The organism is Streptomyces sp. NPDC057743 (assembly GCF_042798755.1).
GTDB lineage: Bacteria > Actinomycetota > Actinomycetes > Streptomycetales > Streptomycetaceae > Streptomyces.
Window position 1 is genome coordinate 43,334 of the sequence record NZ_JBHVJX010000029.1, and the last position, 17,857, is coordinate 61,190.

The 17,857-nt window shown below is 72.2% G+C and carries 19 protein-coding genes; 7 read left to right on the top strand and 12 right to left on the bottom strand.

Annotation, left to right across the window (positions count from 1 at the left end; all coding sequences use genetic code 11):
- Window positions 1-10 precede the first annotated feature (10 nt).
- The gene (locus tag ACFVFQ_RS28410) at window positions 11-496 is read left to right on the top strand and encodes a hypothetical protein (RefSeq protein WP_383421133.1); all 486 of its coding nucleotides are present in this window, start codon (window positions 11-13) and stop codon (window positions 494-496) included.
- A gap of 116 nt (window positions 497-612) precedes the next feature.
- Here ACFVFQ_RS28410 and ACFVFQ_RS28415 read toward each other — a convergent pair whose 3' ends face one another.
- Window positions 613-1,932, bottom strand: coding sequence for an MFS transporter (locus ACFVFQ_RS28415; RefSeq protein WP_383421136.1), 1,320 nt, complete (start codon window positions 1,930-1,932; stop codon window positions 613-615).
- Between the two features lie 192 nt (window positions 1,933-2,124).
- Between ACFVFQ_RS28415 and ACFVFQ_RS28420 the strand changes: the two genes are divergently transcribed.
- Complete coding sequence (locus tag ACFVFQ_RS28420; RefSeq protein WP_383421139.1) at window positions 2,125-3,012, top strand: LysR family transcriptional regulator; 888 nt, start codon at window positions 2,125-2,127, stop codon at window positions 3,010-3,012.
- A gap of 112 nt (window positions 3,013-3,124) precedes the next feature.
- Here ACFVFQ_RS28420 and ACFVFQ_RS28425 read toward each other — a convergent pair whose 3' ends face one another.
- A complete protein-coding gene (locus ACFVFQ_RS28425; RefSeq protein WP_383421144.1) occupies window positions 3,125-3,892 on the bottom strand; it encodes an alpha/beta hydrolase in 768 nt (255 codons plus the stop codon).
- A gap of 103 nt (window positions 3,893-3,995) precedes the next feature.
- On the opposite strand from ACFVFQ_RS28425, the gene ACFVFQ_RS28430 reads away from it, so the two are divergent.
- Window positions 3,996-5,156, top strand: coding sequence for an adenosine deaminase (locus tag ACFVFQ_RS28430; RefSeq protein WP_383421147.1), 1,161 nt, complete (start codon window positions 3,996-3,998; stop codon window positions 5,154-5,156).
- Window positions 5,157-5,296: 140 nt separating this feature from the next.
- A complete protein-coding gene (locus ACFVFQ_RS28435) occupies window positions 5,297-5,587 on the top strand; it encodes a hypothetical protein (protein ID WP_383421150.1) in 291 nt (96 codons plus the stop codon).
- A 103-nt stretch (window positions 5,588-5,690) separates the two neighbouring features.
- Here the strand turns inward: ACFVFQ_RS28435 and ACFVFQ_RS28440 are convergent, their stop codons facing one another.
- The 5 genes from ACFVFQ_RS28440 to afsQ1 all read right to left on the bottom strand — a co-directional run bounded on the left by ACFVFQ_RS28440 (window position 5,691) and on the right by afsQ1 (window position 9,663).
- Entirely contained in the window at window positions 5,691-5,900 is a 210-nt protein-coding gene (locus ACFVFQ_RS28440) for a PspC domain-containing protein (RefSeq protein WP_383421153.1), read from the bottom strand.
- Window positions 5,901-5,947: 47 nt separating this feature from the next.
- Window positions 5,948-6,499, bottom strand: coding sequence for a VanZ family protein (locus tag ACFVFQ_RS28445; RefSeq protein ID WP_383421156.1), 552 nt, complete (start codon window positions 6,497-6,499; stop codon window positions 5,948-5,950).
- Between the two features lie 157 nt (window positions 6,500-6,656).
- Window positions 6,657-7,289 carry a hypothetical protein gene (locus ACFVFQ_RS28450; protein WP_383421159.1) on the bottom strand — a complete coding sequence of 211 codons (633 nt, stop codon included), beginning with the start codon at window positions 7,287-7,289 and terminating at the stop codon, window positions 6,657-6,659.
- Window positions 7,286-8,989, bottom strand: coding sequence for a sensor histidine kinase (locus tag ACFVFQ_RS28455; RefSeq protein ID WP_383421162.1), 1,704 nt, complete (start codon window positions 8,987-8,989; stop codon window positions 7,286-7,288). Before ACFVFQ_RS28455 ends, ACFVFQ_RS28450 begins: the two co-directional genes overlap by 4 nt.
- Entirely contained in the window at window positions 8,986-9,663 is a 678-nt protein-coding gene (gene afsQ1, locus ACFVFQ_RS28460; protein WP_383421165.1) for a two-component system response regulator AfsQ1, read from the bottom strand. Before afsQ1 ends, ACFVFQ_RS28455 begins: the two co-directional genes overlap by 4 nt.
- A 236-nt stretch (window positions 9,664-9,899) precedes the next feature.
- Here afsQ1 and ACFVFQ_RS28465 point away from each other — a divergent pair, with 236 nt between their 5' ends.
- Window positions 9,900-10,697: a SigE family RNA polymerase sigma factor gene (locus tag ACFVFQ_RS28465; RefSeq protein WP_383421168.1), complete on the top strand. Its 798-nt coding sequence runs from the start codon at window positions 9,900-9,902 to the stop codon at window positions 10,695-10,697.
- A 176-nt stretch (window positions 10,698-10,873) separates the two neighbouring features.
- Here the strand turns inward: ACFVFQ_RS28465 and ACFVFQ_RS28470 are convergent, their stop codons facing one another.
- Window positions 10,874-11,518: an ATP-binding protein gene (locus tag ACFVFQ_RS28470; RefSeq protein WP_383421171.1), complete on the bottom strand. Its 645-nt coding sequence runs from the start codon at window positions 11,516-11,518 to the stop codon at window positions 10,874-10,876.
- Between the two features lie 181 nt (window positions 11,519-11,699).
- On the opposite strand from ACFVFQ_RS28470, the gene ACFVFQ_RS28475 reads away from it, so the two are divergent.
- Entirely contained in the window at window positions 11,700-12,116 is a 417-nt protein-coding gene (locus ACFVFQ_RS28475; protein ID WP_383421174.1) for a hypothetical protein, read from the top strand.
- A 101-nt stretch (window positions 12,117-12,217) separates the two neighbouring features.
- Here ACFVFQ_RS28475 and ACFVFQ_RS28480 read toward each other — a convergent pair whose 3' ends face one another.
- The 4 genes from ACFVFQ_RS28480 to ACFVFQ_RS28495 all read right to left on the bottom strand — a co-directional run bounded on the left by ACFVFQ_RS28480 (window position 12,218) and on the right by ACFVFQ_RS28495 (window position 16,984).
- Window positions 12,218-13,081: an aldehyde dehydrogenase family protein gene (locus ACFVFQ_RS28480; RefSeq protein WP_383421177.1), complete on the bottom strand. Its 864-nt coding sequence runs from the start codon at window positions 13,079-13,081 to the stop codon at window positions 12,218-12,220.
- Window positions 13,074-14,510 carry an aldehyde dehydrogenase family protein gene (locus ACFVFQ_RS28485; RefSeq protein WP_383421180.1) on the bottom strand — a complete coding sequence of 479 codons (1,437 nt, stop codon included), beginning with the start codon at window positions 14,508-14,510 and terminating at the stop codon, window positions 13,074-13,076. Before ACFVFQ_RS28485 ends, ACFVFQ_RS28480 begins: the two co-directional genes overlap by 8 nt.
- Window positions 14,511-14,512: 2 nt before the next feature.
- A complete protein-coding gene (gene deoC / locus ACFVFQ_RS28490; RefSeq protein ID WP_383421289.1) occupies window positions 14,513-15,508 on the bottom strand; it encodes a deoxyribose-phosphate aldolase in 996 nt (331 codons plus the stop codon).
- Between the two features lie 303 nt (window positions 15,509-15,811).
- The gene (locus ACFVFQ_RS28495) at window positions 15,812-16,984 is read right to left on the bottom strand and encodes an RNA-guided endonuclease InsQ/TnpB family protein (protein WP_383421183.1); all 1,173 of its coding nucleotides are present in this window, start codon (window positions 16,982-16,984) and stop codon (window positions 15,812-15,814) included.
- A gap of 205 nt (window positions 16,985-17,189) precedes the next feature.
- Here ACFVFQ_RS28495 and ACFVFQ_RS28500 point away from each other — a divergent pair, with 205 nt between their 5' ends.
- Window positions 17,190-17,810: a PH domain-containing protein gene (locus ACFVFQ_RS28500; RefSeq protein WP_383421186.1), complete on the top strand. Its 621-nt coding sequence runs from the start codon at window positions 17,190-17,192 to the stop codon at window positions 17,808-17,810.
- Window positions 17,811-17,857 lie beyond the last annotated feature (47 nt).

The window sequence follows — 17,857 nt, forward strand, 5'->3', positions numbered from 1 at the left end:
AACCCCTGCCATGACCACCATCGCCGTAACCGGCCACATGGACCTGACCCCGAGCACGGTGCCGCTCGTGCGAGGAGCCATGCAGGAGCTTCTGCGCGCGTACACCGAGGAAGAGTTGGTCGGCATCACCTGTCTTGCCCGTGGTGCTGACACGCTGTTCGCCGAGGCTGTCGTCGAAGCCGGTGGGCGCCTCGTCGTCATCCTCCCTTCACGGGACTACCGCCGGGGCAAGGTCAAGCCTGACCATGCGCCGACTTTTGATCGCCTTGCTGCCGACGCCGACGTCGTGGCCATGCCTTACGACATCGCCAACCGGCAGGCGTACGAGGCCGCCAATGGCGAACTGCTCGAGCGCGCCGATCGGCTCGTGGCCGTGTGGGACGGCACCCCGCCCTCGGGCAAGGGAGGCGGGACCGCGGACACGGTCGAACAGGCTCGGAGTGCGGGACTGCCCGTTGACGTGGTGTGGCCGGTCGGCGCCGCGCGCGGTGCTTGATCGCGAACGCCGTGTGTCCGGCCGCGGGCCGGGTGACGAAGGGCGTGAAGAAGACGAAGAACCCGCCCCACCAGGACAGGTGGTGGGGCGGGCCCTTCGGTTCGGGGGCCGGGGTGTTACGCGGCCTTGCTCAGGGGCGGGAGGCGGCGGGCGGCCATCGCCTTGCGGGTGGCGTAGAGGGTGATGCCGGCGGCGGCGACCATCGCGGCCAGGCCGAGCAGGACGGTGCCGGACCAGCCCGCGGCGTGGAAGGCCGCGGCGCCGAGCGCGCCGCCCAGGCTGCTGCCGAGGTAGTACGCGCACTGGTACAGCGCGGACGCCTGCGCCCGGGCGGTCTTGGCGGTGCGGCTCACCGAGGACGAGGCGACCGCGTGGCCCGCGAAGAAGCCCGCGGTGATCAGGACCAGGCCCGCCAACACCGCGGCCACCGACGCGATCAGGGTGAGCAGCAGGCCCGCGGCGGTGGTGCCCACGGCCAGGTAGAGCGCGCCGCGCCGGCCGACCCGGCCGACCAGCTTCCCGGCCGCGGCCGAGGAGACCGTGCCGACCAGGTAGATGACGAAGATCGAACCGACGATGCCCTGCGGCAGGTTGAACGGCTCGGCGACCAGGCGGTAGCCGATCACCGTGTAGACCGCGCCGAAGACCGTCATGAACAGGGCGCCGATGGCGTACAGGCGGCGCAGGAGCGGGTCGGCGAGGTGACCGCCGAGGGTGCGGGCCAGCGCCCGCGGTCCCACCGAACGCGCCGCGAAGTGCCGGGCCTTGGGCACCAGCAGCCGGAACGCCACCGCGCACACCACGGCCAGCACGCCCACCGCACCGAGCGCGGCCCGCCAGCCCCACGCCTGGGCCACCCAGCCGGTGACGATCCGCCCGGACATCCCGCCGATGCTGTTGCCGGCCACGAACAGGCCGATCGCCGCCACCAGCGCCTTCGCGCGCACCTCCTCCGCCAGGAACGCCATCGCGGAGGCGGGCAGTCCGGCCAGTGCCACGCCCTGGACGGCGCGCAGTGCGATCAGCGCGTCGAGGGAGGGGGCGAACGGCACCAGCAGGGCGATCGCCGCGGCGACGGTGAGCGAGGCCGTCATCAGGGTGCGGCGGCCGAACCGCTCGGAGAGCGCGCTCAGCGGGATCACGCCGAGGGCCAGTCCGAAGGTGGCCGCGGAGACGGTCCAACTGGCCCGGTCCGCCGCCACGTTGAGGTCGGCGGAGATCGCCGGCAGCAGCGCCTGCGTGGAGTACAGCAGGGCGAAGGTGGCCACACCCGCGGCGAAGAGGGCGAGGCTCATCCGGCGGTAGCCGGGGCCGCCCGGCCGCAGCTTGTCGGACTCGGGGTCGGCCGCGGCGGAGGAGGGAGAGGAGTCGGTGGACGACGGGGGAGAGGCGTCCGCACGGTCGGTGACGGACGCCCCGGTATCAGCGGGAGGCATGCCGCGAACGTAGAACCCACACGCCTCATGCGTCCAATGCATGAAAACGCCATAATCGATGCTGTGGCACATGATCCCAGCTCACGTACGTCTCTGTCGCAAGCTCGCAACAGAAAAGACATTCCGGAACGCCTCCGCAGCGCCCCACAGGCCGCCCCCGAACCGGCCGGGCTGGGTCCCGACTCCTGGGCCATGACCCTCGTCCCGCGGCTCGCCCAGTTCGCCGCCGTCGCCCGGCACGAGCACGTCACCCGCGCCGCCCAGGAGCTCGGCATGCCCCAGCCCACCCTCAGCCGCGCCCTGGTGCGCCTGGAGGGCGACCTGGGGGTGACACTGTTCGCCCGGCACGGCCGCACGCTCTCCCTCACCCCGGCCGGCCACGCCTTCCGGGCCGCCGCCGAGCGCGCGCTGCTCGACCTGGAGCGGGCCACCGACACCCTCCGCGCCGACGCCGACCCGGCCGCCGGCAAGGTCGCCTTCGGCTTCCTGCACACCCTCGGCTCCGAGACCGTCCCCGGCCTGATCCGCAGCTTCCGCGCCGACCACCCCGGCATCCGCTTCCAACTCGTCCAGAACTACGGCGAGGCGATGATCGAACGCCTCCGCGCCGGCGACCTCGACCTCTGCCTGACCTCCCCGGTGCCGGACTACCCGGACCTGGTCGCCCGCCGCCTCGACGAGCAGAAGCTCCGTCTGGTCGTCCCGGACGACCACCCGCTGGCCGGCCGCAAACGGATCCGCCTGGCGGAGGCGGCCGGCGAACTCTTCGTCACCCTCGAACCGGGCTACGGCCTGCGCCGGATCACCGACGCCCTGTGCGCCGAGGCCGGTTTCACCCCGCGCGTCGCCTTCGAGGGCGAGGAGGCCGAGACCCTGCGCGGCCTGGTCGCCGCCGGCCTGGGCGTCGCCCTCCTGCCGCCACCCGCCGTCCCCCGCCCCGGCGTTGCCGAACTGACCGTCACCGCCCCGCGCGCCGTCCGCGAGATCGGCGTCGCCTGGCTCGACGGCCGGGTCGACACGCCCCCGGTCGCCGCCTTCAAGAAGTTCCTGCTGGGGCGGCGGGGGCAACTGCTGTCGTGAGCCGGGCGCGGGACGGGGCGGCGGGCGCGGACGCCCGCCGCAGTTGTGGCATCCCCAAGTCAACTACAGGCAACCCGGGTTGGCCTCGTGACGGGAAAGGCAGGGAGGCCCCTCAGTGCCGCAACGACGCCCCGAATCCCGATGCCAGCGGCATCCGTAGCCCCAGGGGTGGGGGAGCGGCCAGGGCGTCCTTGACCGGGCGGGCGTAGGCGTGGGTGAAGAGGGCGCCGAGGAGGAAGTCGGTGGCGAGGGCGTGGACTTCGGAGCGGTGTTGGTGGAGGGAGTGGCCGTCGGAGTGCACCTCGAAGCGGCAGGTGTCGCGGTTGATCTTCTTGGCGCGTTGGGCGTAGCGGTAGGAGAGGTCGGGGTCGACCCGTTCGTCGTTGGTGCCGTGCACCAACAGCACCTGGCGGCCGACCAGTTGCTTCACCGGCTCGGGGTCGGTGCCGTGCTGGCGGGGGTCGGGGAGCCAGGGGGCGAGGGCCAGCACGGCGTGGACGGCCGGGTGGCCGGCGGCGTGCAGGGCGGCGCGGGCGCCCCGGCCGGTGCCGACCAGCGCGACCGGCACGTCGCCGTAGCGGCGCACCACCTCGTCCAGCGCCCAGGTCGCGTCCCGCGCCGGATGGGCCTCGGGGCCGTTCCAGCCGCGGCAGCGGTAGTGCACCACATGGGCGGCCAGCCCCTCGGGGCGGCCGGCCCGCGCCAGCCGGGCGGCCAACGGGCGGGCGGTCAGGGCCCGTACGGGCGACGGCCGGCGCAGCCCGGTCGGCCCGCATCCGGGCAGGAGGAGGGCGACGGCGTTCACCGTCCGGTCCGTGCCGCCCGCTCCCAGCGGCTTTCCTAGCCGGGCCTCGCGCACCGGCAGTGCTTGCTGAGTCACGAGGAGAACGATGGCAGAACGCGGCGTCCTGTCCACCCTGTGGACGGGTCACTGTTGCGTATCGTTCGGCGAGCTCTACGCGCGTAGGGGCTACAGTGCGGCAATGACGAGCGAGTTCAGCAATCTGCCCACGCCCGAACAGATCCGTCGCGCCCCCAAGGTGCTGCTCCACGACCACCTCGACGGCGGGCTGCGCCCCGCCACCGTCGTCGAGCTGGCCCGGGACACCGGCTACGGGGGGCTGCCCGAGACCGACCCCGAGAAGCTGGGGACCTGGTTCCGGGAGGCCGCCGACTCCGGTTCGCTGGAACGGTATCTGGAGACCTTCGCGCACACCTGCGCCGTCATGCAGACCCGCGAGGCGCTGTTCCGGGTCGCCGCCGAGTGCGCCGAGGACCTGGCCGCCGACGGCGTCGTCTACGCCGAGATCCGGTACGCGCCCGAGCAGCACCTGGAGTCCGGGCTCAGCCTCGAAGAGGTCGTCGAGGCCGTCAACGAGGGCTTCCGGGAGGGCGAGCGGCGGGCGCGCGTGGGCGGCCACCGCATCCGCGTCGGCGCGCTGCTGACCGCGATGCGGCACGCCGCCCGTGCCCTGGAGATCGCCGAACTCGCCAACCGCTACCGCGACTTGGGCGTGGTCGGCTTCGACATCGCGGGCGCCGAGGCCGGCTACCCGCCCACCCGCCACCTCGACGCCTTCGAGTACCTCAAGCGGGAGAACAACCACTTCACCATCCACGCCGGCGAGGCATTCGGCCTGCCGTCCATCTGGCAGGCGCTCCAGTGGTGCGGCGCCGACCGGCTCGGCCACGGCGTGCGCATCATCGACGACATCGAGGTCGCCGACGACGGCTCGGTCACCCTCGGCCGGCTCGCCTCCTACGTCCGCGACAAGCGCGTCCCGCTGGAGCTGTGCCCCACCTCCAACCTCCAGACCGGCGCCGCCGCTTCCTATGCGGAGCACCCCATCGGCCTGCTGCGCCGGCTCCAGTTCCGCTGCACCGTCAACACCGACAACCGCCTCATGAGCGGTACGAGCATGTCCCGGGAATTCGAGCACCTGGTCCGCACATTCCGCTACACGCTCGACGACATGCAGTGGTTCACGGTCAATGGTATGAAGTCCGCTTTCCTTCCTTTCGATGAACGTCTGGCCATGATCAATGACGTCATCAAGCCCGGATACGCGGAATTGCGCTCCGAGTGGCTGTTTCGTCAGACGGCCACAACTCCCGCCCCCAGCAGGGAATCTGACGCAGAGTGAACGCCATTAGCGGCGCCTAGCGCAACGGCCGGTGGATTGTCCACCGGCCGTTTTCGGCGCGCCGTGAGTGTTTGCGGCGGTGGTGGCGGAATCACTAGGTTTCCTAGTCGGTCTAACCCCCATCACGAGGACGTAATGCAATGAAGCAGGGAACCATCAAGACTCTTGGTGCCGTTGCGCTCGGCGCCGCCATCGCCGCCTCCGCCGCGGGCGTCGCCTCGGCCGCTCCCGGGGGCGACTCGCTCAACGCCAACGGCGTGCTGCGCAGCCTGCCGGTGAAGGACGCCACCAAGACCCTCTCCGGGGCGACCCAGAACGAGGACGACGGCAACGGCGTCAAGCCCAAGACCAAGGTGACGTCCAAGGGCAACAAGCTGCTCGGCGGCCTGCCCACCAGCAAGATCACCAAGGGTATTCACCTCGGCCGCTGACCGGCCCCCTCCCCTTCCCCTAGGGGACACCCCCAGTGCTGCCCCCGGTCCGCGCGCGGTATCCCGCGCGGGGCCGGGGCGTCGTCGCATCCGGGGCGGCGGGCTACCAGGCCGCGGCGTCGCGCCCCTTGCCCTCCGCGGGGAGGAGGACCCACAGCGCCAGGTACACCAGGAACTGCGGGCCGGGCAGCAGGCAGGAGAGCACGAATATCACCCGCATCGTCGCCGGGGAGGTCCCGAAGCGGCGGGCGAGGCCGGCGCAGACACCGGCGATCATGCGGTTGTTGGCGGGACGGACCAGTGCGGCGGCCATTGCGGGCTACTCCTTCTCGAACGATGCGGGGCGGTTGCCCCGATGCCTCAAAAGTAGGTCCGGCCGGCGGAGAAGACGTCAGCCTGCGGGGCCAGACCGACCCTGGAGATTCTCGGGGTCGCACCCCCGAGACGCTCGTCCCGGCGACGGAGTCGGCACCGGGCCCCGGGAACGACCAGCAGGTGCGCCAGCGCCACCCCGAGCGTGTTCAGCAGCACCGCGTCGACGTCCGGCACCTGGCCCGGCACCCCGCTCTGCAACAGCTCTATCGTCAGCGAGATCATCGCGCCGCCGAAGACCGTACGGGCCATCGAGGCCAGCGGGGAAACGTTCAGGCGGCCCCCGACCAGCGGCAGCAACACCCCCAGCGGTGCCAGCAGCAGCACCGGCCCGCCCAGGTGCCACACCGCAGGCCAACCGCCCCGCGCCAGCTCGGCGTTGATCGACGCCAGCGGCGTCAGATTGGCGGCCGGCACCCACGGCACCGTACGGGGACGCAACATCAGCCACCCGACGATCAGCAGATGCGCCACCAGCAGGAGAAACCCGGTGGCGCGCAAACGGGGGGCGACGGTGGTGCCGGGGCCATGACGCTGCACACAGGCCAGGACGCCGGTAGCGGGGGCCGCGGTTCCGCCCCGTTGCGCCCGGCTTGGCCCGAAGCGCTCGGGCCCTTCCCGGGGCGCCGCTGACGGATCTCCGCGCAGGAAGGGACGGCGGCCCACGGCCTGTCCGCCCTGACCCGTCAGAAGCGCCCTAGCTCTCCGCGGCCTGTGGGTCGCCCCAGCCCGCGTGCTGTGCGATGTCCGGATTGGCCAGTACGTCCGGCGAGCAGTCGAAGCGGTGCGCCGCCGCCCCGCCCGGGCCGCCCAGCAGCGCGCCCCCGGTCCGGCCCAGTGTCACGCTCCGGCCGTAGGTGCACACCAGTTGCGCCAGCGCGAACGACGGCAGGTCGTCCGGCTCGACGGACAGCCGCAGCGCCTCCGGCGCGTCCCCCGCGCGCGGCCCGGCCACCCGCAGCGACCGGGGCACCGCGGTGCTGAACCCCGCCCGGGCCTCGTCGGCCGCCGGCGGCTTCTGGAGCTCGACCAGCAGCGCGCGGGCCACCGGCAGCCGGACCGCGGCCCCCGGGGTGGCCTTCGGCCGGGTCACCGACCGCTCCACCGGGACCAGCGTCGAACCGCACACCAGATACACCGCCGCCCGCTGCTCCCCGGGCGCCCCCGGGGACGCGATCTGCTCCGGGGCCTGGCAGCTCACCCGGGACGGCGCGCCGCCCGCGTCCACCGGGACGGACGTGCCACGGATGCCGCAGCCCGCGACGGCCAGCGCCAGCGCGGCCACCACCGCGGCCCGCCGCACCGCGCCGGACCGGAAGTGCCGATTCACCGCCGGTCCTCCGTGCCCTCGCCGGCGTCCGCCGGCCGTTCACCGCGGGCGGTGCGCTCCGCGTCGTCGGCCAGCCGGGAGGCGTCCATGGGCAGGCGCAGGGTGAAGACCGCGCCGCCCTCGGGGTGGTTGGCCGCGCTGATCCGGCCGCCGTGGATGTGCGCGTTCTCCTGCGCGATCGACAGGCCCAGGCCGCTGCCCTCCGACCGCGGCCGGGACGCGCTCGCCTTGTAGAAGCGGTCGAAGACGTGCGGCAGCACCTCCTCCGGAATGCCCGGACCGTGATCCCGCACCCGGATCACCAACTGGCCACCCTCGGGCTCGGCCGCCGCGCCCTCGGCCGCTTCCCCGGCCGGCGCGCCCGCCGCGGGTCGGCCCGGCTGGCCCGGCTGACCCGGCTCCGTACGGACCGACACCCGCACCGGCGAGCCGCCGTGCTTGAGGGCGTTGCCGATCAGGTTCGCCAGGATAACGTCCAGCCGTCGCGGGTCCAGACGGGCCACGATGCCGCGGTCGGCGTCCAGTTCCACCGCGTCCAGCCAGGCCCGGGCGTCGATGCAGGCGGTCACCTGGTCGGCGACGTCGACGTCGTCCAGCACCAGCCGGGCCGTCCCGGCGTCGAAGCGGGTGACCTCCATGAGGTTCTCCACGAGGTCGTTCAGCCGCCGGGTCTCGCTGACCACCAACTGCACGGCCGGCGCGATCATCGGGTCGAGGGAGTCGGCCTCCTCCTCCAGCACCTCGGTGACCGCGGTGATCGCGGTCAGCGGGGTGCGCAGCTCGTGCGACATGTCGGCGACGAACCGGCGGGACGCCGCCTCCCGCCCGCTCAGCTCCTCGACCCGCTGCTGGAGCCGCTCCGCGGTGCGGTTGAACGTCCGTGACAGATCCGCCAGTTCGTCGGTGCCGGTCACCCGCAGCCGGGTCTCCAGCCGCCCCTCGCCCAACTGCCGCGCCGCGTAGCCGAGGCGCTGCACCGGGCGCAGCACCGTCGTCGCGGCGGCCTGCGCCAGCAGCGCCGAGCCGACCAGCGCCAGCGCGGTGGCGATCCCCAACGACCAGCCCAGCGACGTCAGGTCCTGCCGCTCGGTGGCCAGCGACTTCATCATGTAGCCGGTCGGCCCGCCGCCGATCACCTTCGCGCCGGCGACGAGGTACGGCACGTCCCCGACCTCGTTGCGCTGCCAGTACAGATGGTGCGCGTAGTGGTTGTTCTCGTCGACCGGGCGCACCTGGTCGACCGCGTTGCGCAGCGAGTGCGGCACCGTCGCCAGGGTCAGCAGGTCCTTGTTGGTGGTGGCCGCGCACTCCTTGCCGTCGCGGTCCAGCCCGATCAGCAGCACCGTGTAGTTCTGCGGGCCGGCCGCCATCTGCCGGGCCGCGTCCTGGAGTTCGGAGCAGCGCGGGCGCAGCGGCAGCGAACGGGTGGTGTCCTGGAGCGACTTGCGGAAGTCCTTCAGGGCGGCGTTCTGTGTGCGGTCCAAGACCGTGTTGCGGTTCAGCCAGTACGCGATCCCGGACGCCGAGACCGCCGCGGTCAGCGCCACCAGCGCGAACACCACGACCAGCCGCAGCCGCAGGCTCGTCAGCCGCAACGCCCCCGCGACCCGGCGCAGCAGCCGCACCGGCCGTCCGCCGTCCGCCGCCGTCCGCCGCTTCCCCTCCCCGGAGCCCTGGCCGTCCGTCCCCCCTGCCGTCACTGGGGCGCGTCCAGCCGGTAGCCGACCCCGCGGACCGTACGGATCAGCGTCGGCGAGGACGGGATGTCCTCCACCTTGGCGCGCAGCCGCTGCACACAGGCGTCCACCAGCCGCGAGTCGCCGAGGTAGTCGTGCTCCCACACCAGCCGCAGCAACTGCTGCCGGGACAGCGCCTGGCCGGGCCGGCGGCTCAGCTCCAGCAGCAACCGCAGCTCGGTCGGGGTCAGTTGGAGGTCCTGACCGTTCTTGGTGACGGTCATCGCTGACCGGTCGATCACCAGCGAGCCGAACGTCGCCGAATCGCTGGACTCCCGCTCCCCGCGCCGCAGCACCGCGCGGATCCGGGCGTCCAACACCCGGCCCTGCACGGGCTTGACGACATAGTCGTCCGCGCCGGACTCCAGGCCCACCACCACGTCGATGTCGTCGCTGCGCGCGGTGAGCAGAATGATCGGCAACTGGTCCGTGCGGCGGATCCGGCGGCACACCTCGAAGCCGTCGATGCCCGGCAGCATCACGTCCAGCACGATCAGGTCCGGACGCTGCTCGCGCAGCAGTTTCAGGCCGTCCTCGCCCGTCGCCGCGGTCATCACGCGGTGACCCTGGCGGGACAGCGAGAGTTCGAGGGCCGTGCGGATGGCGTCGTCGTCCTCGATCAGCAACAGGAAAGGCACGCTGGCCATTCTGGCCCATGGGACGCCGGGAGATCGACCGGCGCCGCCCGGACGGGCCCGAGGGCACCGCGCCGGGCCGCACTCACCCCTGTGACACGCCTGTGACAGACGGCGGACAACGCGATGAAACTGGCTTGGCAGTCTTTTGGTCAGCCGGGAGAGATCAACACCGCCGAGGTGGGATCCCGACCGGCGAAGCACCGAACGAACCGGCTCGATCGACGGGGGGCAGCGCGATGAACACTCTGCACGGCACTACTTCCGGCGCAGTCGTCACACGCCTTCACGACATCCGGACCGGGGAGAAGTCCGGGGCTGTGGGGGTGCGGGGGTGTGCCCGCGGCACCGGACGTCAACGACCGCCCTACATGGTGGCCATTGACGCCACGGTGGTCCCCGCTCAGGGGCCCAACGGGGGAAACGGGGGCCAGGAGAGCACCGACGGGGGAACCAACGGGGGAGCGGCGTACGGGGGGACGGGGGACCGGCGCACCGCGACGCAGGAGGCCGAGGCCGAAGCGGCCTTCACCGCCTACGTCCAGGAGCGCCGCGCCTCCCTGTACGCCACCGCGTACCACCTGACCGGCGACCGCTACGAGGCCGAGGACCTGCTCCAGAGCGCCCTGTTCTCGACCTACCGGGCGTGGGACCGGATCAGCGACAAGGCCGCGCTCGGCGGCTATCTGCGCCGCACCATGACGAACCTGCACATCAGCGCCTGGCGCCGGCGCAGGCTCAACGAGTACCCGACCGAGGAACTGCCCGAGACCGCCACCGACGCGGACGCGATGCGCGGCACCGAGCTGCGCGCCGTCCTGTGGCAGGCGCTGGCCCGGCTGCCCGAGACGCAGCGCACCATGCTGGTGCTGCGCTACTACGAGGGCCGCACGGACCCGGAGATCGCGGACATCCTCAACATCAGTGTCGGCACGGTGAAGTCCAGCATCTGGCGCTCCCTGCGCCGGCTGCGCGAGGACGAGGTCCTCAGCTTCGGCCGTGACGAGGAGGAGTCCTTCGGCGCACTGGTCGCCTGAAGGACGGGGGGAAAGCCCGAGGGGGATCCGGGGGGAGAGCCCGAGGGGGAACAAGGGGAAAACGGGGGAACACGGGGGATAACGAGCGGGTTCGGACGGCCGGGGGGTTTGTCCGAACCCGCTCTTTTGTGTGCGCGCCCGCGGCGCCGGTCGACGGGCGCCCGCGGACGGCTCCCTCAGGGCCGGCCCGCCGCCCCCACCGGGCACGGGGTCCGCGCCGCCGCTATCCGGTCCAACGCCTCCGGCTTGGCGCACGGATGGGCGCCGAGCCCGGTGTGCCGGGCCACGATCGTCCGCTCGTTGCGCAGCAGCCGCAGCCCCCGCCGCACCAGGTACAGCGGCGGCTTGCGGCCCTCGCGCAGGTCCCGGGCCAGCCGCCGGCGGAAGGTGGTGGTGGGCCGCCCGCGCAGGCACAGCGCATCGGCCAACAGCCCCTCCTGGCGGCACCGTTCGATGATGTCGGCGGCGAACACGCCCTCCGCGATGAACAGCGCCGCCCCGTCGAGCGTCAGCGCCGCGGAGCCGGTCCGGGCGCTGGCCGCGATGTCGTACTCCGGCACCACGGTCCGGCCGGTGCGGCACAGCTCCGCGATGGCCGCGACGGCGGCGCCCGCGTCCCAGGACAGCGGCGAGTCCCAGTCCGCGCCGTCCCCGTCCGGCAACTGCGGCAACGACGGGTCCGTGCCGTCCTTGTAGAAGTCGTCGAGGTTGAGCACGGGCAGACCGGTCAGCGCGGCCAGGGACGTCTTCCCGGAGCCGGACGGTCCGGTCAGCAGCACGACACGGGCGGGACGCGGGAGGGAGGGCAAGTGGGAGGTCACGGGCACTCATTGTCGGGCATTGCGCCGTGGGGGGTACCCCAGGCGCGCGAGGTGGAACCCCCGCTACCGCTCAACTACGCTACGCAGTCAAACGATTACGCGGTGGCAGTGTCCCGCTCGCGCAGTCGGTGGCACGACCCGCTCCTCCGCTCCGCTTCCGAACCACAGGCAGGTGGCCCACATGCCCTCCCACGCACGTCCCAAGCCCAGCCGCATCCCCCGCGGTCTGCTCCGCGCCGGGCTGGTGATCTCCGCGGCCGGCGCCGCGGTCACGGGCGGCGCGGCGGCGGCGAGCGCGGCCGCCCCCGCGTCCGACAACGCGACCCCGCAGGCGTCCTCGTCGGACACCGGCGCCGTGGCGCACGCGCTCACCCACGCCGTGACGGACTCCGCGGGCAACGCCCTGGGCCCCATCAAGGACCTCAAGCTGGACCCGCTGGCCAACACCCACGTCGACCCGCTGGCCAACGCCGTCGGCACCCAGATCGCCGACTTCAAGCCGGTGAGCACCGCGCTGTTGACCGACCCGCTGACCGAGGGCGGCGCGCTGCGCACCCTGCCGCTGGTCGGCCCGCTGACCCGCATCCTGCCCGGCTGACCGGCCGCGCGCCGCGCCCCGTCCACCACCAACGGCGCGGGACCGAAGCCCACCAGGGCCCCGGTCCCGCGCCGTTCGTCCGCGCCGCTTTTGCCGACGGATCAGACCCCCATCGGGTGCCACACCGTCTTGGTCTCCAGGAACGCCAGCAGCCGGTCGGTGCCCGGGTCGGCGGTCCAGTCCACCGCCCGCGGGCGCAGCACCCGCTTGAGGTTGTCCGCCGCCGCGGTCTCCAGCTCCGTCGCCAACTCGGCGTCCGCGCCCGCCAGATCCAGCGCGTTGACGTCCTGGTGCGCGGCCAGCGGCGCGCCCAGCTCCGCCGTGCGGCCCGAGAGCAGGTTGACCACGCCGCCCGGCAGGTCCGAGGTGGCCAGCACCTCGGCCAGCGACAGCGCCGGCAGCGGGGCCCGCTCGGACGTCACGACCACGGCGGTGTTGCCGGTGACGATCACCGGCGCCAGCACCGACACCAGGCCCAGGAACGACGACTCCTGCGGGGCCAACACGGCCACCACGCCGGTCGGCTCGGGCGCGGAGAGGTTGAAGTACGGGCCCGCGACCGGGTTCGAGGAGCCGGCGATCTGGGCGACCTTGTCGGACCAGCCCGCGTACCAGACCCAGCGGTCGATCGCCGCGTCCACCTGCGCCGCGGCCTTCGCCTTCGACAGGCCCTCGGCGTCGGCCACTTCGGCGACGAACTGGTCCCGGCGGCCCTGAAGCATCTCCGCGATGCGGTACAGGATCTGCCCGCGGTTGTACGCCGTCGCGCCCGACCAGCCGCCGAACGCCTTGCGGGCCGCGACCACCGCGTCCCGCGCGTCCTTGCGGGAGGACAGGGGCGCGTTGGCGAGCCAGTTGCCCTTTGCGTCGGTCACCTCGTACACCCGCCCGCTCTCGGACCGGGGGAACTTGCCCCCGACGTACAGCTTGTAGGTCTTGAGAACGCCCAGCCGTGCATCAGACATTGAGGTACGCCTCCAGACCGTGCCGGCCGCCCTCGCGGCCGTGGCCCGACTCCTTGTAACCGCCGAACGGCGAGGCCGGGTCGAACTTGTTGAACGTGTTGGACCAGATGACGCCCGCGCGCAGCTGGTTCGCCATCCACAGCATCCGGGAGCCCTTCTCCGTCCAGATGCCCGCCGACAGGCCGTAGGGCGTGTTGTTGGCCTTGGCCACCGCCTCCTCCGGCGTGCGGAAGGTCAGCACTGACAGCACCGGGCCGAAGACCTCCTCGCGGGCGATCCGGTGCGCCTGGGTGACGCCGGTGAACAGCGTCGGCGCGAACCAGTAGCCGGAACCGGGCAGTTCGCACGCCGGCGACCAGCGCTCGGCGCCCTCGGCCTCGCCCGCGTCGGCGAGCTCGGTGATCCGGGCCAGCTGCTCGGCGGAGTTGATCGCGCCGATGTCGGTGTTCTTGTCCAACGGGTCGCCGACCCGCAGGGTGGCCATCCGGCGCTTGAGGGCGTCCAACAGCTCGTCCTGGATCGACTCCTGGACCAGCAGCCGGGAGCCCGCGCAGCACACGTGCCCCTGGTTGAAGAAGATCCCGTTGACGATCCCCTCGACGGCCTGGTCGATGGGCGCGTCGTCGAAGACGATGTTGGCCGCCTTGCCGCCCAGTTCGAGGGTGACCTTCTTCTCCGTGCCGGCGACGGTGCGGGCGATCGCCTTGCCGACGCCGGTGGAGCCGGTGAAGGCGACCTTGTTGATGTCGGGGTGGGCCACCAGCGCGGCACCGGTCGAGCCGTCACCGGTGACGATGTTGACCACGCCCTTGGGGAGCCCGGCCTGGCGGCAGATGTCCGCGAAGAAGAGGGCGGACAGCGGGGTGGTCTCGGCCGGCTTGAGCACCACGGTGTTGCCGCAGGCCAGCGCCGGGGCGATCTTCCACGCCAGCATCAGCAGCGGGAAGTTCCACGGGATGACCTGACCGGCCACGCCCAGCGGCCTGGGGTCCGGGCCGAAGCCCGCGTGGCCCAGCTTGTCGGCCCAGCCCGCGTAGTAGAAGAAGTGCGCGGCCACCAGCGGCAGATCGGAGTCCCGGGACTCGCGGATCGGCTTGCCGTTGTCCAGCGTCTCCAGGACGGCCAGCTCGCGCGAGCGCTCCTGGATGAGCCGGGCGATCCGGAAGAGGTACTTGGCGCGCTCGGCGCCGGGCAGCGCCGACCACTTCTCGAACGCCTTCCGGGCCGCCTTGACGGCGCGGTCCACGTCCTCGGCGGTGCCCTGGGTGTACTCGGCCAGCACCTCCTCGGTGGCGGGCGAGACGGTCTTGCGCAGGCCGCCGCCCGCGCTCTCGGTGAACTCGCCGTCGATGAACAGCCCGTAGGAGGGCGCGAGGTTCACGACGGCGCGCGACTCCGGCGCCGGTGCGTACTCGAAGATGTTGGCCATGGTCAGTCCACCGTGACGTAGTCGGGGCCGGAGTACCGGCCGGTGCTGAGCTTCTGACGCTGCATCAGCAGGTCGTTGAGGAGGCTGGAGGCGCCGAAGCGGAACCAGTCGGCGGTCAGCCACTCCTCGCCCAGCGTCTCGTTGACCATCACCAGGTACTTGAGCGCGTCCTTGGTGGTGCGGATGCCGCCGGCCGGCTTGACGCCGACCTGCACGCCGGTGGTCGCGCGAAAGTCCCGGACCGCCTCCAGCATCAGCAGGGTCACCGGAGGCGTGGCGTTCACCGCCACCTTGCCGGTCGAGGTCTTGATGAAGTCGGCGCCGGCGAGCATCGCGAGCCAGGAGACCCGGCGGACGTTGTCGTAGGTCTGGAGCTCGCCGGTCTCGAAGATGGCCTTCAGGTGGGCGGCCGAGCCGTCCGGGCGGGCGCACGCCTCCTTCACGGCCCTGATCTCCTCGAAGACCTCCAGGTAGCGGCCGGAGAGGAAGGCGCCCCGGTCGATCACCATGTCGATCTCGTCGGCGCCGGCGGCCACCGCGTCCCGGGTGTCGGCCAGCTTCACCGGCAGCGCGGCCCGGCCCGCCGGGAAGGCGGTGGCGACCGAGGCGACGTGGATGCCGGAGCCGGCGAGCGCCTCCTTGGCGGTCGCGACCATGTCCGGGTAGACGCAGATCGCGGCGACCTTGGGGGCGGTGCGGTCGGTGGGGTCGGGGTGGACGCCCTTGGCGCACAGCGCCCGGACCTTGCCGGGGGTGTCCGCGCCTTCGAGCGTCGTCAGGTCGATCATCGAGACCGCCAGGTCGATGGCGTACGCCTTCGCCGTGGTCTTGATCGAGCGGGTGCCGAGCGTGGCGGCGCGGGCCTGCAGCCCTACCGCGTCGACGCCGGGGAGTCCGTGCAGGAAGCGGCGCAGCGCTCCGTCCGAGGCGGTCACGTCCGCCATCGACGCCAGGCGCCCCGCGGCCTCCTTGCCGTATGCGGGAACAGTGGTGGGCATGGTCACGAGGGGAGCATATCTACGCGCGTAGCGACATGCCAGCCCCCGGATTTTGATCCTGGGGAGAGGGGAGGAGTGGGCGGGCTGACGGAGGCGGCGGAAGGGGTGGAGGGGGTGGAGGGGGCGGAACGGGGCGCCGACCTGCTGCCCCGGGCCGCGTGACCGCCGCCGCGCGGCACCGGACATCGATGCCGTACCGCAAGGCAGAATCTGCGCCTTGACTCCTCCCTCTCGTGGACGAGGGGGATTCCTAGCTCACGTCGCCTGACCCCCTGCGGGGGTGCAGGTCTTACACGATCAGCACTAGCCGGGACAGAGACCAGCCCGGACCAGCATCACGCGGGCGGAGTTCTTGTCCCTGGGGGACACGGCTCCGCACGCGGCGCAGGTATACGTTCTCATTGAAAGGGGGAGTGCGTGCTTGGTTCTCGCTCCGCACTGCGCACAGTCCATCGTGGTGTGCGCGGGGTGCACCAGGCGGACATCCCGCCCGTGCTTCCGGCTCATCTCGATCAGGGCCGCTTTGGTGGCGCTGATCGCGGCGTCGGCCGCCTTACGCGCCATCGTGGTCTTCGCCAGGAACTTCGGACGGAAGTCCTCCACGGCCAGAGCGTCATGATCGCGGACAACGTTCTTAGCCCACTTGCGACCGGTGTCCTGCCGCTGCCGGGCCACCTTCTTGTGCAGCTTCGCGGTCTGCCGCTTCGCTTCGCGGTAGCCCTTCGACCCCGGCTGGCCCTTCTTCGGCTTACGCCGGGCCATCATCCGCTGGTATCTGGCGAGCTTCTGCGCGGCCGTGCGCCCGTGCTGGGCGTGGGGAAGATCGTGGGCGTCGGATGTGGTGGTCGCGGTCTCCGTCACGCCCCAATCGATGCCGATCACACGCCCGGTCGTGGGCAGCTCCTCGGTCACGGCGGCCGTCACGAAGGATGCGTGCCAGTGGCCGACACTGTCCTGGTATACGCGTACCGAGCTGGGCGGTTCGGGAAGCTCCCGCGACCATACCGGCCGCACCACGATGCCGCCCGCCAGATGCAGACGCCCGTCCTTCAGGCGAAACCCGCGCTTGGTGTATTCGAGGCTGGGCAGCGCCTCGCGCTTCTTCTTGTACTTCGGCATTCCAGCGCGCTGCCGCATCGGCAACCGCGCCTTGATGTCCTTGAGCGCCTTGGCCCGGGACTTGCCGAAGTCGCGTATCAGTTGCTGCTGAGGAACACAGGCACCCTCACGCAGCCACGGGGTCCGGGCGCGTGCTTCGGTCAGCATCGCCGCGAGCTGCACTGGCCCGCACGTTGTCTTCTCGCCGGTCGCCCGGTTGCACTGGTGGACGGCCATGGACTTGGCGACGCACTCATTCCAAACCCACCGCGCTCGGTCCCACTCGGCTTCGAGCGAACGCCGCGCCGTGGACGACAGACGCAGACGGTACGTGTACCGGGCGTGCCCGGCCGCCTCCGTAGCCGCCTCTGCCGTCATGCATCTGAACCTACCTGGGAGGGCTGACAGTTGAGTCCTATCGCTCTTTGCGATGTTCCTCGCCAGCAGTTTTGGTGTACGCCGATCCGCCCTGACAGCGAATCGGCTTTCCTGCCCCGCTCACGCGGGAGCTTCGTTTCTCCCCGCAAGCGGGAGGTACCCCCCACCCCCACCTCAAGGTGGGGGTATCTACGAAGGAGACCTGATGACGAGCCCGGAACGGTCCACCACGCCCGCGCCGCAGTACGCGCAGCGCAGCTACCGCTCGCCGGCTGCCCTGGCCGGCGGCGTGCTGCTGATCGCGCTCGGCCTCTGGCTCGGCGCCGACGCCCTGCTGCGCGGCACCCCCCACACCAAGCTCACCACGCTCTTCGCGCTACTCCTCGGGGTGCCCCTGGTCGTCGCCTTCTCCCTCCGTCCGCTGGTGCGGGCGGACGAGGACCGGCTCCTGGTGCGCAACCCGTTCCGCACCATCACGCTGCCCTGGTCCGCCGTGCAGGAGTTGCGCGCGACCTTCTCCGCCGAGGTGCTCACCGACGACGCCAAGTACCAACTCTGGGCGATCCCCGTCTCGTTGCGGCAGCGCAAGAAGGCCACCCGGCAGGCGGCGCGCGGCCCGGCCCGCCCCCGCTTCGGCCTGAACGCGGACGCCGGCCCGGTCCCCAAGGCGATGGCCGACCAGACCCTCGCCGAACTCCGCGAGATCCAGCAACGCTCCGCCTACCGCGACACCGCCCGGGGCACCCCCGAGGCCCGCTGGTCCTACGCGGTCCTGGTGCCGATCCTGGTGGGGGCGGTGGGGCTGGCGGTGATGGTGGCGCTGTAAGAGTCCGTCGAGGTCTGTGCGGCTGCGCCTCAACGCCTCCGCGGGAG